General features: G+C 65.5%; 14 protein-coding genes. 9 read left to right on the top strand and 5 right to left on the bottom strand.

The genetic code is table 11. The annotated features are described in order from the left end of the window. Window positions 1-10 precede the first annotated feature (10 nt). Genes ACTTAI_RS18940 through cbiM form a run of 3 tightly spaced genes read right to left on the bottom strand, consistent with a single transcriptional unit; the run spans window position 11 to window position 2,673 of the window. Window positions 11-772: an energy-coupling factor ABC transporter ATP-binding protein gene (locus ACTTAI_RS18940; protein WP_444453054.1), complete on the bottom strand. Its 762-nt coding sequence runs from the start codon at window positions 770-772 to the stop codon at window positions 11-13. Continuing rightward, on the bottom strand, window positions 769-1,617 hold the full coding sequence (cbiQ, locus tag ACTTAI_RS18945; RefSeq protein WP_444453056.1) for a cobalt ECF transporter T component CbiQ: 849 nt from the start codon (window positions 1,615-1,617) through the stop codon (window positions 769-771). Before cbiQ ends, ACTTAI_RS18940 begins: the two co-directional genes overlap by 4 nt. Before the next feature lie 9 nt (window positions 1,618-1,626). Further along, complete coding sequence (gene cbiM, locus ACTTAI_RS18950) at window positions 1,627-2,673, bottom strand: cobalt transporter CbiM (RefSeq protein WP_444453058.1); 1,047 nt, start codon at window positions 2,671-2,673, stop codon at window positions 1,627-1,629. A gap of 971 nt (window positions 2,674-3,644) precedes the next feature. Between cbiM and ACTTAI_RS18955 the strand changes: the two genes are divergently transcribed. The 9 genes from ACTTAI_RS18955 to ACTTAI_RS18995 are packed head-to-tail and all read left to right on the top strand — an operon-like array spanning window position 3,645 to window position 13,169. Next, window positions 3,645-5,588, top strand: a complete 1,944-nt coding sequence (locus ACTTAI_RS18955) for a methyl-accepting chemotaxis protein (protein ID WP_444453060.1) — start codon at window positions 3,645-3,647, stop codon at window positions 5,586-5,588. A gap of 12 nt (window positions 5,589-5,600) precedes the next feature. After that, the gene (locus tag ACTTAI_RS18960; RefSeq protein WP_444453061.1) at window positions 5,601-7,226 is read left to right on the top strand and encodes a chemotaxis protein CheW; all 1,626 of its coding nucleotides are present in this window, start codon (window positions 5,601-5,603) and stop codon (window positions 7,224-7,226) included. Then, the gene (cheB, locus tag ACTTAI_RS18965) at window positions 7,223-8,311 is read left to right on the top strand and encodes a chemotaxis-specific protein-glutamate methyltransferase CheB (protein WP_444453062.1); all 1,089 of its coding nucleotides are present in this window, start codon (window positions 7,223-7,225) and stop codon (window positions 8,309-8,311) included. Before ACTTAI_RS18960 ends, cheB begins: the two co-directional genes overlap by 4 nt. A gap of 2 nt (window positions 8,312-8,313) precedes the next feature. Continuing rightward, window positions 8,314-8,916 carry a HEAT repeat domain-containing protein gene (locus ACTTAI_RS18970; protein ID WP_444453063.1) on the top strand — a complete coding sequence of 201 codons (603 nt, stop codon included), beginning with the start codon at window positions 8,314-8,316 and terminating at the stop codon, window positions 8,914-8,916. Beyond that, on the top strand, window positions 8,913-9,788 hold the full coding sequence (locus ACTTAI_RS18975; protein ID WP_444453065.1) for a CheR family methyltransferase: 876 nt from the start codon (window positions 8,913-8,915) through the stop codon (window positions 9,786-9,788). Before ACTTAI_RS18970 ends, ACTTAI_RS18975 begins: the two co-directional genes overlap by 4 nt. 14 nt (window positions 9,789-9,802) lie before the next feature. After that, window positions 9,803-10,258 carry a response regulator gene (locus tag ACTTAI_RS18980; protein ID WP_444453067.1) on the top strand — a complete coding sequence of 152 codons (456 nt, stop codon included), beginning with the start codon at window positions 9,803-9,805 and terminating at the stop codon, window positions 10,256-10,258. Beyond that, on the top strand, window positions 10,255-12,528 hold the full coding sequence (locus tag ACTTAI_RS18985) for a chemotaxis protein CheA (RefSeq protein ID WP_444453068.1): 2,274 nt from the start codon (window positions 10,255-10,257) through the stop codon (window positions 12,526-12,528). Before ACTTAI_RS18980 ends, ACTTAI_RS18985 begins: the two co-directional genes overlap by 4 nt. Then, the gene (locus ACTTAI_RS18990) at window positions 12,528-12,785 is read left to right on the top strand and encodes a hypothetical protein (protein ID WP_444453069.1); all 258 of its coding nucleotides are present in this window, start codon (window positions 12,528-12,530) and stop codon (window positions 12,783-12,785) included. Before ACTTAI_RS18985 ends, ACTTAI_RS18990 begins: the two co-directional genes overlap by 1 nt. A gap of 12 nt (window positions 12,786-12,797) precedes the next feature. Beyond that, a complete protein-coding gene (locus tag ACTTAI_RS18995; protein WP_444453070.1) occupies window positions 12,798-13,169 on the top strand; it encodes a response regulator in 372 nt (123 codons plus the stop codon). Here the strand turns inward: ACTTAI_RS18995 and ACTTAI_RS19000 are convergent. Then, window positions 13,135-14,232 (bottom strand): response regulator transcription factor, encoded by a 1,098-nt coding sequence (locus tag ACTTAI_RS19000; RefSeq protein WP_444453071.1) that lies wholly within the window; start codon window positions 14,230-14,232, stop codon window positions 13,135-13,137. The two genes, ACTTAI_RS18995 and ACTTAI_RS19000, sit on opposite strands and share 35 nt — an antisense overlap. Window positions 14,233-14,240: 8 nt before the next feature. After that, the gene (locus ACTTAI_RS19005) at window positions 14,241-15,581 is read right to left on the bottom strand and encodes a sensor histidine kinase (protein WP_444453073.1); all 1,341 of its coding nucleotides are present in this window, start codon (window positions 15,579-15,581) and stop codon (window positions 14,241-14,243) included. Window positions 15,582-15,739: the final 158 nt, after the last annotated feature.

A 15,739-nucleotide genomic window follows, 5' to 3' on the forward strand; every position in this document is an offset into this window, starting at 1 on the left:
AAGCGGACCGTCAGTCGACCGCGGCCCGTTGCGGCAAAAGCCGGGTGCGCCGCAGCAGCGCCGTATCGGCCAGAACCTCGGCTGCCGGTCCTGCGGCCGCCACCCGCCCGGCTTCGAGCACGACGACATGATCAGCCAATCGCGCCGCAATATCGAGATCATGCGTCGACAGGATCAGCGTGCGCCCCGGATGCTGCGGCCCGAAAGCGGTCTCAAGCCGGGCCACGATATCGTCGGTCGCCTGCGGATCGAGCGCCGCCGTCGGTTCGTCGAGCAGCAGCACCTCGGGATCAAGGATCAGGACCGAAGCCAGCGCCACCCGTTTCTTTTCGCCCCCCGACAGCCGATGCGGCGGCCGGTCGGCGAGCGGCGTCAAGCCGAACTCCGCCATGATTTCGGCCACCCGGGCGCGGATCTGCGGCTTCGGCCAGCTCAGCTGCAACGGCCCGAAGGCCAGCTCGTCAAAGACAGAAGGGCAGAAAAGCTGCACCTCCGGGTTCTGAAACACGAAACCAACGCGGCGGCGAAAGGCGATCGCGGTTGCCTCATCTTGCAGCGCTGCGGCACTCAGCGGCGCGTCGAGCGCGGTGATCGTGCCCGCGGCGGGGAATTGCAGCCCGTCAAGCAGCCGCAGCAGCGTCGATTTCCCCGAGCCATTCGCGCCCAGAAGCGCAATCCGTTTTCCGCGCGGCAGATCAAGGTCGATGCCGCAGAGCGCAGGCTGACCGCGATAGCTGAACTGCACCCCGCGCAGGCTGAAGGCGGCCCTCATCTTGCCACCACCGTCGCGGCGACGATCAGCGCTGTGGCCGCCAGCGCCACCGCATCCCGCGCACGAAAGCGGAAGTCGTCGAGCAGATGCACCTCGCCGCGCCAGCCGCGCGCGACCATCGCCAGATGCACATCGGTCGAAAGCGCCAGCGAACGCTCTAACAGCGTCCCGGCAATGCCGGTCGCCAGACGCCGGGCGCCGCGGGCATCGAGCTTGCCGACCAGACGGCTGCGCCGGGCCTCGAACAGCTCGAGCGCGGTTTCGGCGAGAACGAAGATGTAGCGATGCGTCATGCCAAGGATCATCACCGCCGCCTTCGGCACCCCGAGGCTGCGCAGCGCCTTGAGCACCTGCGGCCAAGGCGTCGTCAGCACCAGAAGCAGCGCCAGCGTCGCCGTGGTTTCCGCCCGCAGGATCAGAAAGGCGGCGGTGCGCAGTCCCTGTTCGGTGATCTGAAGACCAAACGGCAGATCGACCAGCGGCACCCCGGGCACCATCACCAGCGCCGGGGCGGCAATCGTGCCGGTGAAGGCCAGCACCACTCCCCAGACCTGCCGCGCGAGCCGCAGCGGCCCGATCTGCGAGGCCGCAGCGATGCCCACCGCCAGCACGAACAGACAGGCCAGAACGGTCAGGGCAGGCGTCGCGACAGCCGCCAGAATGAGCGCAAACAGCCCCGCGACCTTGGCCCTTGGATCAAGCCCCTGCAGCAGCCCCGGCCGTCGTGCCGAAGCCGTCGCATCGTCGGCATGATGCAGGATCGCCGCGACGCCGCCCGCGATCCGGGCGACGAGATCGGCCTTGTCCGGGCCGGAATGGCTGTGGGCGAAGGATTGCTCGGCCATGCGCGGCGCTTACACCGACCGCAGCTTGGCCGACCGCAGGCGCGTCACGATCAACACCATCGCCACGATCAGCGCCACGCCCGCAAAGGCCGACAACACATATCCCAGCGTCTCGCTTTGCAGGAAGGCGGGGGCATAATCGGGCAGCGGCGCACTCCAGAAATCGGCCAACGCCGCAAAGCCTTGGGGAATCTGATCAGGCGGGGCGATGCCGCCCGAGGCATTGGCAATGGCCGCACGCCCCTCGACCGAAGTGAAATCACTTGCCCCCCATTCGCCCCAGGCGGTGCCCGAGGCGATCAATCCGAGCGGCGACAACACGACCAGCCCGGCGAGCCCGGCCCAGAGCCAGCGCAGCGAGGTTGCGCCGCGTTCCTCCGTCTCGGCACGCGAAAGCAGGTCAGGGTTTGAACGTTGCAGCCAGGCGACGATCCCGGCGGTGACGATGAACTCGGCCGCGCCCGCGATCGTCAGATGGGTGATCGCCATCGCTGGAACCGCGACCGACAGCGGATAGGGCGCATAAAGCGGCGTGCCCGCGGCATCAGTGAACAGCAGCGGTTGCAGCCCGAACTCGATGGCGGCGAGGAAGGCCGAGGCATTGAGGCCAAGATAGCCCGCCAGCCCCGCAACGATCACCTGCCGCCGCCCGCCCGGGGCTGCGCCGCGCGTGCCAAGGCTCCAGACCGCCGAAGCGACCATCGGCCCGATCACCGCCATGTTGAAGCAATTCGCGCCAAAGGCGGTGATGCCGCCATCACCAAAGAAGACCGCCTGAATGAGCAGCGCCACCGAAATCGCCAGCACCGCCGCCCAGGGCCCAAGCAGAATCGCCGCGATGCCAAGCCCCACCGCATGCGCCGTCGTGCCCCCGGGAATCGGCAGGTTGAACATCATGATCACGAAGCTGAAGGCCGAGACCAGTGCAATAAGCGGGATCGTCCGTGCCTCCTCGACCCGTTCGATCTTGCGCATCGCCTTGATCCAGAACGGCAACGTCGCGGCAAGGGTCACCGCACAGGTGGCAGGGCTGAGATAACCGTCGGGAATGTGCATCGCAATGCTCCTGTCCTGGCATGCCCCGGGAAACGCTCGTCGCACCAACGTGCCCGAGGTGGCGGTATGATTTTTTCATCCTTTCGTCATAAGTCCGGGCTGTCAAGCGCAGAGGACGGCCCGGAGAGGCATCCCGGGGATGACCGCTAGCGACAAAGGATCTGGGGCCGAGGGACGCAAATCCCCCGATTGACCGGCGCGACACCACAGTGCCACGGAGGGAGCCACATTCTATGATCCCTACGCTGAACCATGGGGGCACGTCGGCGATGTCATGCGAGATCGCTTCGTCCATCGCTCCTGCGGACGGATCTCTCCCGAGGCGGCAGAGCCTGTCGTGCGCAAGACCCGCGAGGTCTCGAGCCGGGCAGGGCGGGGAACGTCGTGCACCGGGAAAAGATGTGAACCGCCTGTAGAATAAGGCGCGTCTTGCCCCGGGAAGCCCGGCACCTGTCATCTGGGTCGAGGCATCCGGAGAGCAAAATTCGCATCGCTGCAGCCGTTCCGGCCCGTTCTGCCCCCTCTCGAATCATCTTTTCACAATACATCGGCACTCTCGCAAAACGCGGGCGCAGTTTTCGAGCCGCACGCTTCCAGCCGTGAACAGATCCTGTCGGCGGCCTGATCGACCTTCCCCGACCGAAAGAAGCGCACAAATCGACCACGAAATTTCCTTGCGCAGTCGGGCCTTAGAGGATGGCTGTCAGGCGCGGCGAACAGTTTTGGCAAAAAGTGAAGACAAGGTTGACGGCGGAAAGCACAAAAGCGGCATTTTGACCGCAGTTCCGTTTTGAAAACGTCGCATTAACGCGAATGACCGATACCTCCGTCAATCGAAGCTGACACGTCTCCTTTCGTAAACGGCGCATGAGCCAGGCAGATCGCTGCCCGCAAGCTCCTCGGGGTGAAGCCCTGTCGCCGTCCTGCATCCCTCCAATCACCGGGTCTTCCGGCAACCGAAGTCAGGCAAAATGGCACTGGTCAAACGCACCGATATCACCGCTTCCGCCGCCCCCAAGGCCGCGCCCGTCAAATCCAAGGAAGACACCGCGGCAAAAGCCCGCGGTGGCGCGCCGATCGACGCGCAGCGCCGTCAGGCCCGCACCTTTGCACGTCAGCAGGCGGCGGCGGAGCAGATCGCCTCGGCGACCACCGAACTGGCGACCGGCGTCGCCGAAGCCACCTCGGCGAGCGAGGAACTGAAGCGCGCGATGGAAGAGATTGCCGCGGGCGCCGAACAGGCCTCGACCGCGGCTTCGGTTTCGCTGAAAGCGGTGCGGGAAATGTCGGCCATTCTGGTGACGAGCCGCGAGGCCGCCGGAATCTCCGTCGACAAGACCGAGGCGCTGCAACGCCTCGTCGGCAGCACCCGCGACCAGATCGTGAATTCCATCGCCGCCATTTCCCGCGCGGCGCAGCGTCAGGAAAACTCGGTCAAGATCGCCCGCGAGCTGGAAAATCAAGCCTCGACCATCGGCGAGATCGTCAAGGCTGTGGCGCGGATCGCCGATCAGACGAACCTTCTGGCCCTGAATGCCGCGATTGAGGCGGCCCGGGCAGGCGAGCATGGCAAGGGCTTTGCCGTCGTCGCCGATCAGGTGCGCACGCTGGCCGAAACCTCGGAAAAATCCGCCCGCGAAATTCAGGATCTGATCGGCAAGATCCAGGAAGAGGTGCAGGTGATCGCCGAGGGGATCAAGCAATCCGCCGACACTGCCCGCGCCGAAGTCGAACGCGGGGAAAAGGTCAATCATCAGCTCGTGCAGGTGAGCGACGACATGTCGATCATCGTCGAGGGCGGACGCGATATCGCCAGCCAGGCGCGGGAATCCGAGCTGGCTGCCGGAGAGGCGCAACGCGGCGCCGAGGATATTTCGAGTTCCGCGAACACCCAGGCCGCCGCCTGCGAAGAAATTCTCTCGACGCTCGATCAGCAGAACGTGGCGCTGTCGGAAAGCGAAGCCTCGTCGGCGGTGCTGTCGGAAATTGCTGACGAGCTGAAGAACAGCTCCGACGTACGCAAGAGCGCCGAAGAGGTCGCCGCCGCGGCGGAAGAGCTGTCCTCGGCCATTGAAGAGATCAACCGTGCCGCGTCGCAGATCCTGACCGCGATCGATCAGATCGCGGCCGGGGCGAATACGCAGGCCGCCGCCACCACCCAGGCCGCCGCCGCCGTGACGCAGATCCAGAGCGGGGCGGAAAACTCGCGGGTGCGGGCCGAGCAGGCGCTCGACCGCGGCTCGGCCATCGCCGATCTCCTGTCTCAATCGCGCGCAGCGGTCGACGAACTTGTCGGCGGCGTGCAGGAATCGGTCGAGGCCAATGGCCGTCTGCGCGAACAGATCGCGGCACTGGCGCAGGTGTCCGGGCGGATCGACAAGATCGTCGACGCGATCTCGACCGTCGGCATCCAGACCAACATGCTGGCGGTGAACGGCTCGATCGAGGCCGCGCGGGCCGGCGAATTCGGCAAAGGCTTTGCGGTCGTGTCGACCGACATTCGCAACCTTGCCGAGGAGAGCAGCGAAAATGCGTCGCGCATCAAGGATATGGTCAAGATGATCCAGGAACAGATCGGCATCGTGCGGGTCGATCTGGATGAAATCTCGGCCGCGGCTCTGGTCGAGGTGGAAAAGAACCGGGCGATGACAGCTGATCTGGCGCGGGTCGCCGCTGATATGTCTCAGGTGCTCGACGGCAACCGCACCATCGCCAGCGAAGCCGAGTCGATGATCTCGCGCATCACCGACGTGCAGACGGGGATCAACCAGATCGCCGCGGCAGCCGGTCAGGCGAACCAGAATTCGGCCCGCGCCGCAGCAGCCGCCAAGCAGCAGTCGCAAGGGGCGGATGAGCTGGCCTTGGCCGTCGAGTCGATCGCTTCGCTCGCCGACGAACTGCAAACCGGGCTCTGAGGCGGATCCGTCATGACCGACAGTATCGAGACGGGCGCAAGCCCCTCCGCCCCCCCGAAATCCGGGGCCAAAGGGGCACGCGCGGGCAAGGCAAAAGCGGCGCCCGGCAGCACGGCCCCGACCGGAGAGCCCGCGCAGGCGGGCCCCGTTGCGGGGACGGCGGCGCGCCAATTCGTGATCTTCTCGATCGCGGGCGAGGATTTCGCCGTCGCGCTGAGCGCGGTGCGCGAGATCATCCGCGTTCCGGCCATCGTCAAGCTGCCGCTGGCGCCCATCGCACTCGAAGGTCTCGTCAACCTGCGCGGCTCGGTTCTGCCGGTGGTCAACACCCGCCGCCTGTTCGGGCTGGCGGAACAGGCGCATGACGATGCCACCCGCGTCGTCATCCTTGACGGCGAGCGACCGGTGGGGATCGTCGTCGATGATGTGGCCAATGTGATCAGCGTCGATGCCGACCGCATCGAGGCGGCAGGATCGGTCACCACCACCGTGCGCTCGGACCTGCTCGACGGCGTGATCAAGGCCGAGGAAACGCGCGGCATGATCATGATTCTGGATGCGCTCGGCATGATCGCGCGGGAATTCGAGGCGTTCGAGGCCCGCAGCAACGATGTGGCCGCCCGGCTGCAGGCGGTGGCACAGACCGCCCCCACCGCCGGGGTGGACAGCGATCAGATGCAACTCGTGTCCTTCGATGTGGCCGGTCAGGAATACGGGCTCGAAATCACCTGCGTGCAGGAAATCGTTCAGGTGCCCGAACGCATCACCACGGTGCCGAAGGCTGCCTCGGCGGTGATCGGCATGATGAACCTGCGCGACCGGCTGCTGCCGGTTCTGTCGATGCGCGCGCTGTTCGGCATGGCTCCCGCGGCACTTGCCGATCACAACCGGGTTGTCGTCGTCTCGCTCGATGGCGGGCAAAGCTCGGTCGGCCTGGTGATGGATCGGGTGCGCGAAGTGCTGCGGGTGCCGCGCCATCTGATCGATCCGATGCCCCCGCTTCTGGCCGCCGATGCGCGGCTGCGCGACATCACCGCGGTCTGCCGTCTCGACAATGGCAACCGCATCGTTTCGGTGCTCTCGGCGGACAAGATCTTCGACGATGGCGCCCTGCAAGGCAGCCTTGCCGCCCTGACCGAGGAAGGATCCGAGATGGCCACGTCGCAAACCACGGCTGATGCCTCGGAAGAGGAACAATTCGTGGTGTTCCGGCTGATGAACGAGGAATACGGCGTCGCCATCGCCGATGTGCAGGAAATCGTGCGCCTGCCCGAGTCCATCGCCCGGGTTCCGCGCAGCCCCGATTTTATCGAAGGCGTGATCAACCTGCGCGGTGCGGTCATTCCCCTTGTCGATCAGCGCACCCGGTTCGGCCTGCCCGCGCAGGAACGCAATGACCGCCAGCGCGTCATGGTCTTCACCATCCGCGGCGTGCAGACGGGATTCATCGTCGACAGCGTTTCGGAAGTCATGCGCATCGCCCGCGCCCAGATCGAGGAGGCTCCGGAGCTGGCGCTCGAACAGGCGCAGATGATCCGCCGCGTCGCCAATCTGGCCGAGCGGCAGCGGATGATCCTGCTGCTCGAAAGCGATCGGTTGCTTGACGGGGCGGAACTCGCTGCCCTCGACGCGGCGTGAGCCCGACCGCCGTGGGCAAGGTTCTGGTGATCGACGATTCCGCGCTGATGCGCAAACGGCTCTCGCAGATGCTTGAGGCACGCGGCTGGAAGGTGGAAACCGCCCGAAACGGAGCACAGGCGCTCGACCTTGTCGAGACCTGTGCGCCCGATGTCATCACGCTCGACATCAACATGCCGGAGATGGACGGGCTGACCTTTCTTGGCCATGTCATGCACCGGCGCCCGACGCCGGTCGTGATGGTCTCCTCGCTGACTGAGGCGGGGGCGATGGCAACCTTCGAGGCGCTGCAACTCGGCGCCGTGGACTATGTGCACAAACCCGACGGGACAGTGTCGCTCGACCTGCATCGGGTCGAGGAAGAAATCTGTGCCAAGGTGGCCGGGGCGGCAAGGGCGCGACTGCCGCGTGCTGGCAGCCAGCGACGCCCGACCCCGTCGCCCCGGGCGCAACGGCCTGAACCGGCGGCGGGCCTTGCCGCAACGCGGACACCCGAAAAACTCGTGCTTGTGGGTGCCTCCACAGGCGGCCCACGCGCGCTGGAAGATTTCATCTCGGCGCTGCCGGCGAATTTCGCCGCGCCAGTGCTCATCTGCCAGCACATGCCGGCGGCCTTCACCGGGCCGTTCGCGCGCAGGCTTGATCAGATTTCGGCGTTGCGGGTGCAGGAAGTCACCTCTCCGACAAGTCTGGCGCCCAGCACGGTCTATATCGGACGCGGCGACGCCGATCTGGTGCTGACGCGCCGCGCGGGGGAGCTGATGGCCACTTCGGTCCCGACGGACGGGCGGCCCTGGCATCCTTCGATCGGTCGGCTTGTCGAAAGTGCAATGGGGCATTTGTCCCCGGATCGGCTGATCGGCGTGATGCTGACCGGCATGGGCGACGACGGCACACCCGAGATGACGAAGCTGCGGCGCGGCGGCGGACGGACCGTGGCGCAGGACGAGGAAACCTCGGTCGTTTTCGGCATGCCGGGCGCATTGATTGCGGCAGGTGGCGCCGAAACCGTGCTGCCTTTGGGGCGAATTCCGGCGCGGATCAGCGTCTGGTTGCAACGCGCCCCCTTGCGGCGGGGGGCCTGACCATGGGTCTTGTCCGTGCTGGGGCTCTGCCGCAGGCCGCTCCCCCCGAACTTGCGGCCGAAGATGCCGCACTGTCCCGACGCCGCGAGGCACATGCGCTCGGACAGGTCCCAGGCGCCGAGGGGGATCTCGGGCATCGGTTGCAGATCGAAACCGATCCTTCGGTGCGCGCGGCCCTTTTTCTTGCGCTTGTGGCGCAAGGAAGCCTGGCCGCGGTCGAGGTGCTGGCCGAGATCCTCCATGCCGAAGATGCCGGGCTGCGCAACGGGGCTATTGACGCGCTTGCCGCCCTGCCTGAGCAGGCGGCGACGGTGCTTGACCGACTGCTGGCCGATCCCGATCCGGGGATGCGCATGTTCGGCGTATTGCTTGCGGGTGATCTGCCCCTGCCCGGCATCGAACTGACACTGTTCGCCCTCCTGAACGGGGAACAGGATCCGAATGTCTGCGCGACCCTTCTTGAGGTGCTGCTGGGCCGTGGCCAACCCCTGCCCGCGACCTTGCATGCCGCCACCGCGCATCGATTCCGGACCGATCCTTTCGTGCAATTCCTGCTGTCGGACGCCCAGATGCTTGAGAGCGCATCGCCGGGGGAACGGTCATGAGCGCGCATGGACCGCTGCCCACCGAGCCGATCACCGTCAGCCCCGAGGAAATGCAGGCCTTTCAGGACTTCTTTTATCGAAAGACCGGGATCCGGCTTGACGCGAAACGGCGCAGTTTCACCGACCGGCGACTGGCAGAACGGATGAAACTGACCGGGTCGCGCAGTTTCCGCGACTATTTCATGCTTGTCCGGTTTCAGACCGGCGAGGAGGAATTGCAGCATCTCATCAACGAGATGACGGTGAACGAGACCTATTTCCTGCGCGAGGAATATCAGTTCGACTGTCTGGTGCGGAACATGCTCGACGAGGTGGTGCGCGACCGCCCGCCGGGGGATCGGATCAGGATCTGGTCAGCCCCCTGTTCGACCGGCGAGGAACCCTATTCGCTGGCGATCTCGATCCTTGAAGGCTGGTCCAAGGCCGACATCTACGACATCGAGATCCTCGCCTCGGATGTCGACAGCCGGGTGCTTGCGAAGGCGCGCGAGGGGCTTTACGAGCCGCGGGCCCTGCATCGCGTGCCGCTTTCGCTGCGCAACCGCTATTTCCATGCGATCAAGGGCGACAAATGGCAGGTCATCGACGAATTGCGCCAGTCGATCGACTTCTCGCTGATCAATGTCGTCGATCCGGCGCAGATGTCCCGCATCCGGCATGTGGACGTGATCTTCTGCCGGAATCTGCTGATCTATTTCGACGAGGCGTCGCGGCGTCAGGTCGCCGAAGCATTCTTTGACTGCCTCCGGCCCGGCGGTTTCATCTGCCTTGGCCATTCCGAAAGCATGTCGCGGATCTCGCCGCTGTTCACGCCGCGCAAATTTCCCGACGCGCTCGTGCATCAGAAACCCTTCTCAACCAAGCCTGTGTGAGGCCGAGCCCCGCCATGCCGAAACAGAAAACCAAGATCGCCACGCTTCCACCGCCGCGTCCGCGCATCCTGCTGATCGATGATGCCTTCACCGTGCGCCGCTATGGCCGCAGGCTGCTTGAGGCCGAGGGGTTCGAGCTGCGCGAGGCGATCAACGGCGTCGAGGCGATGGAGGTCGCCTTGCAGATGCGCTTCGATCTTTTCCTCGTCGACATCAACATGCGGATGATGGATGGGCTGAGCTTCCTGCGCAGCGCCCGCGCGACGCCGGAGCTGGCGGGGGTGCCCGCGGTGATCGTAAGTTCCGAACAAAGTGCCGCCGAACGGGCACGCGCCTTCGAGGCCGGGGCGAATTTCTACCTCACGAAGCCGATCAACCCCGATCTTTTCGTCCCGGTGGCCCGGGCGCTGTGCGGTCGCGGCGGTCTCTCCGTCCGCGGACGGAACGATCTTTCGGGGCGTGCAGCATGAGTGTTCCTCCCGATCTCGATCTTCTGCGTGACGGCTTCGTGCCCGAGATGCGCGATCTCGTCGAAACCGCCGCCGAGGCGCTCTTGCTTCTGGAGACGCAGCCAGGCGATGCGGTGGCGGTGAACGATCTTTTCCGTGTCGTGCATACGATCAAGGGCACGGCCGGGATGTTCGATCTGCCGATCCTGGTCGAGCTGGTTCATGCCGCCGAAGACCTGCTGGGTGCGGTGCGGGAGGGGCGCGTCGCGCTCAAGCCCGAGATCGTCGATGATCTGCTCGGCTGTTTCGATACGCTGTCGAGCTGGGTCGAGGCGATCGATGCCACGGGTGCGCTGCCGGAAGGCTCGGCCGACTTCGCCCGCACCCGGTCGCGCCGTTATCGCGGCTGGCTGGGGGAAGGGGACAACGGCCCCCAGGCCGCACCCGAAGCCGCCCCAAAGGTCGCAGCTCCCGCAACAACCGCTTTGCCCGACTGGTTCGATCTGCCCCTGCGGGCGCAGATCGCCGGGTTTCTCTCAGAGGCAGACCCCGCCGCCCGGTTCGTGTTGATCCGTTACAGCCCGCGTGCCGAATGCTTCTTCTCGGGCGACGATCCGGTGCATCTGATGGCGCAGGTGCCGCAGCGGCTCTGGTTCCGCGTCGAACCCAGCGCGCCCTGGGCACCGCCCGAGAGCTTCGATCCCTATCAGTGCCAGTTGCGCTTCGATCTGCTCAGCGCGGCCCCCCGTGCCGAGATCGATCAGCTGCTGCGCTATGTTCTGGCCGAAAGCGACGTGATCGAGATCGGCCGGGCCGAAGTCTTCGATGGCCCCTTCGACCCGATTGCAGCCGAGCTTCTGGCAACCCAGTTCCGCCTTGCCAGCGCCCCGGGCGCGGCCGTGGCCGCGATTGCCACCGCGGTTCAGGCGCTGTTTCGCGGCGCAGGCTACCATGTCACGCCCGAAGCGGTGACATTGGCGGTGCAGCAGGCGGGCGAGACCGGATCGGATTTGCCGCTGCGGCGGTTGCGCGTTTCGGTGACGGGCGAGCCCCTTGCCCTTGCCGAGCCGCCAACTCCCCCCGTGGCGCCCGACCCCGTCGCCAGTCCGCCGGAAGCCGGATCGGCGTCGGATCGGGCGCTGAAGATCGAACCCGCCAAGATCGACAGTCTCGTCGATCTGGTGGGCGAACTGGTGGTGGCCAAGAATGCCCTGCCCTTCCTCGCCGTGCGCGCCGAAGAGCATTTCGGCAGCCGCGACCTGGCCCGCGAGATCAAGCAGCATTTCGCGGTGCTCGATCGCATCGCGCAGGATCTGCAAACCTCGGTGATGGGCATCCGGATGCTGCCCGTCGCGGTGATCTTCAAGCGCTTCCCCCGCCTTGTGCGCGACATTTCCCGCAAGCTCGAAAAGACTGTCGATCTGCAGATCGAAGGCGAGACCACCGAAGCCGACAAGGCGGTGATCGAGGCGCTGGCCGATCCGCTGCTGCATCTGATGCGCAACAGTCTCGATCACGGCATCGAACCGCCCGAGGAACGGCGCGCGGCGGGCAAGCCCGATGCTGCGCGCCTTCTGCTGCGCGCGGCGCAGGAAGGCGACAAGGTGGTGATCCGGATCGAGGATGACGGGCGCGGCATCGACCCGACCAAGATCCGCGCCTCGGCGCTGCGCAAGGGTCTGATCTCTCAGGAAACCGCGGCGAACCTGTCCGAAAGCGAGGCGATCAACCTGATCTTCCTGCCCGGGTTCTCGACAGCCGAGACGGTCTCGGATCTGTCCGGGCGCGGCGTCGGCATGGATGCGGTGCGCCATGCGATCGAGGGGCTGGGCGGCACGGTGCGGCTGTCCTCGGTCGTGGGTCTGGGCACGACGGTCGAACTTGCCCTGCCGCTGACGCTGGTGGTGTCGAAGGTGATGGCGGTCGAGATCGCGGGGCAGCTTTATGGCGTACCGATGGCGCAGACGGCGGAAACCGTGCGCATCCCGACCGGGCAGATCCGCGGCATCAAGGGGGCCGAGCTTGTGCATCTGCGCGGCGCCCTCGTGCCCATCGTGCGGCTGCGCGAGCGCTTCCTGCTTGAGCCGCAACCACGCCCCGAAGAGGCGGTGCTGGTGGTGCGGATCGATGGCGTGCCGATCGGCATCGTGGTCGATGAATTCGTCTCGGGCATGGATGTGATCATGAAACCGCTGGGCGGCATCCTGCGCGGGGCACCGGGCTATGCCGGAACCGCGGTGCTTGGCGATGGCCGGGTTCTTCTCGTGCTCAATCTCAAGGAGTTGCTGTGATGGCGATCTGCTACGAAGACGGCGCCCTTGCCCGGTTCGCTGGCGCAGCCACCGTCGAGGAGGCGCTTGATTTCGCAGGCTGGCTGGCCGGAACCGAGGCGCCTCAGGTCGATCTGGCCGAGGCCGGCAGCATCCATGCGGCGGTGCTGCAATGCCTGCTCGCCTTTCGCCCGACCCTGCACGGCCTGCCTGCAGATGCCTTTCTTTCCGCCTGCCTGGCCGACTTGCCGAAGGCGACTCCAAAATCCGAACACTGAAGCGAGGACAGAATGAAGACGATTTATCTTGTTGATGACAGCCCGACCATGCTGATGAGCATGGAGACCGCCCTGACCCGCGCGGGCTATGCGGTTGCCAAGGCCTCCAGCGCCGAGGCCGCCCTGCAAGGTCTGGCCGGGGGCACGCGCCCCAATCTGATGATCACCGACCTGCACATGGGCGGGATGAACGGGATCGACCTGATCCGCGAAGTGCGCAAGACCCCGGCGGGGCGGTTCATGCCGATCCTGATGCTGACGACGGAATCCGCGCAGTCGCGCAAGGAAGAAGCCAAGTCGGCCGGGGCGACGGGCTGGATCGTCAAGCCGGTCGACCCCGATGCGCTGGTCAATGTCGTGCGCCAGGTGCTGCCGGGATCGTGACGATCTCGGCCGGGGGCAGACCGGCGCGACGATATTCGGAGGGGGACATGCCGACCTCCTTCTTGAAGGCTTTGCAGAAGTAATTCGCGTCCTGATAGGCGAGATCAAGCGCCACATTCACGATCGGCAGCCGCGAGCCGGTCAGCAGATCCTTGGCACGCTCGATCCGGCGCAGCTTCACATAGGCGATGAAGGTCATCTCCATCTGCCGATGAAACAGCCGACTGAGATAGCAGGGGCTGACATGGGCATGCTCGGCCGCATCTTCGAGCGTCACCGATTTGTGCAGATTGCGCTCGATGTAATTGCGCACCGTCTCGATGCGATCGCTGGCACAGACACCCGGATCTTCGGTTGGATCGAAAAGCTGATCGGTGAGTTCGGCGAACAATTCCTGCAGTTTGTAACTGTCGCGCGGATCCAGCCGCTGCGTTGAAAGCGCCTCGATCCGGCGGGCGAGGGCCGCAGGCAGACTGCGGCCGCTGCAATCGATCAGATCGGTCAGCACCCGGGCCAGATCAAGCACCCTCTGCCGGGCGGGCTTGTCATGGCTGCCGTGCAGGGTCTCGACCTGACGACGCACCAGCGCCAGCGCATCGCGATAGGCATGGGCAGCCACCGTCCGGCCGATCTCGCTGCGCAGATCAAGGCTGGCCTCGGGGGCAGGCGGTGACGCGACCTGCACGACGGGGACGGCCGTGCGCAAACAATCGGTGACGGATTTCAACAGCGCCTCGGTTCGCACGGGCTTGAGCAAAAAGCCGTCCGCCCGCAATTGAATGGCCGCCTGCATGATCTCGAAATGATCATAGGCCGTGATGATCAGCACCTTGGTCGGTGCCGCGCGGTTGCGTAGAAGCTCAAGGATTTCCAACCCGTCCGGGCGCGGAATCCGGATGTCGAGCAGCATCAGGTCGATCTTGCGGCTCTCGATCAGCCGCACCGCTTCGGCGCCGTTCTTCGCCTCGCCCACCACCGTGACATCAGGCAGGTTGCGTTCCAGGATCGAGCGCAGCGCCCGGCGTTCCAGTTCTTCGTCCTCGACGATGGCAATGTCAAACATCGGCGGCCTCAGAACGCGCAGGGGTCGAAATCGATCGGCAGACGCAGCCGCACCAGCGTGCCGCGGCCCTGCCGGAACGGGCTGACGATCTCCAGCCCGTGACTGTCGCCGAAATATTGCCGCATCCGGCTGTGGATGTTGTGCAGCCCGATGCTCTTGCGCCCGCCATGATCGGCATCGCCACGCAGCACGTCGTGGCGGCGTTCGGCGCTGATGCCGGGGCCGTTGTCGAGCACATCCAAAATCACGTCGCCGCCATCACGATAGAGCGAAATCTCGATCAGACCGCCGCTTTCCATCGGCTCGACCGCGTAGTTGATGCAGTTTTCCACCAGCGGATGCAGCACCATGAAGGGGCACAGGACGCGGTCGAATTCTTCGGGCGCATCCAGCGTGAAGTCGAAACGATCCCCCATCCGCAGCTTGAGCAGGTAAAGATAGTTGCGCACGTGATCGACCTCGGTCCGCAGCGGCACGAATTGCGAGCCCGAGCGCTTGAGCAGATAGCGCATCATGTCGGCAAAGGCCTGCACCGTGGTTTCCGTCTCGGGCGCGCCTTCGATCAGCGCCAGACGGCCGATGGTGTTGAGCACGTTGAACAGGAAATGCGGGTTGACCTGATAGGACAGCGCCTGCAACTCGGCTTCGCGCAAAAGCCGTTCCAGCTCGGCGCGGCGCTGCGATTCCTCGGCCAGACGCAGGTTCTTGGCGTAAAGCTCTTGCGTGACGCCCTGCGAATAGCTTTCCTCGACGATATGCGAGGCGATGGTGAACAGAGAAAACGCCGCCGAGCGCAGCCGGTCAAAGCTGATCTCGCCGATCTGCCCGTGCAGGGCCAGCAGTTCCGGATCGTCGCTCCACGAACCTTCGGTGGGGAAGATGTTCGACAGATCAACGATACGCGGATGCCCGCCGGGCGCCAGCTTCACCTGACCGCAGATCACCGCGCCCAGATATTCGCCGCGCAGATTGATCGGCGCGGCGAAATCGACAAGCTGGCAGTGACATTTGTAGATCGCGGGTTCCCCGGTCGACAGCGCCGTGCGCCCGCCCACCGCATCGCAGTGAAAACAGCGCTCGCGCCAGTCGGGGCGCGACCGCACCGCCTCGCAGAAAGGCGAAAAGCCCGAGGGTTTCGTCACCGGCGCCCCCTCGGGATCGACGATGACCATCGCAACGCCGACGGCGGCGCTGAAATTGTCCTGCACCTTCTGCAGCATCTCGGTGCTCATCAGATCGACAAGCTTGCGCCGCCGCGCGGCCTTGATCTCCTTGGTCTCCGGCAGCGGACGGAGGCCCGGACCGGCCAAAACCTCCATGGACTGCCCGAAAGGCGTATTGCTTCCCATGCCAACCCCTCTGCATCGCGCGCGACGGGGCGGGCGGTTCCCCCGCGCCGATGAGAGACCAGCCCGACGCAGGTCTCTGCCCGGGGGCCTTTGGCAGAAATTGCCCAAGCCCCCGGCGTGCAGGGTAGTGCCGACTCGCTCGCCGTGTTCTGCCGAGC

Source organism: Rhodobacter capsulatus (assembly GCF_052363175.1).
In the GTDB taxonomy this organism is placed as follows: domain Bacteria; phylum Pseudomonadota; class Alphaproteobacteria; order Rhodobacterales; family Rhodobacteraceae; genus Rhodobacter; species Rhodobacter capsulatus_D.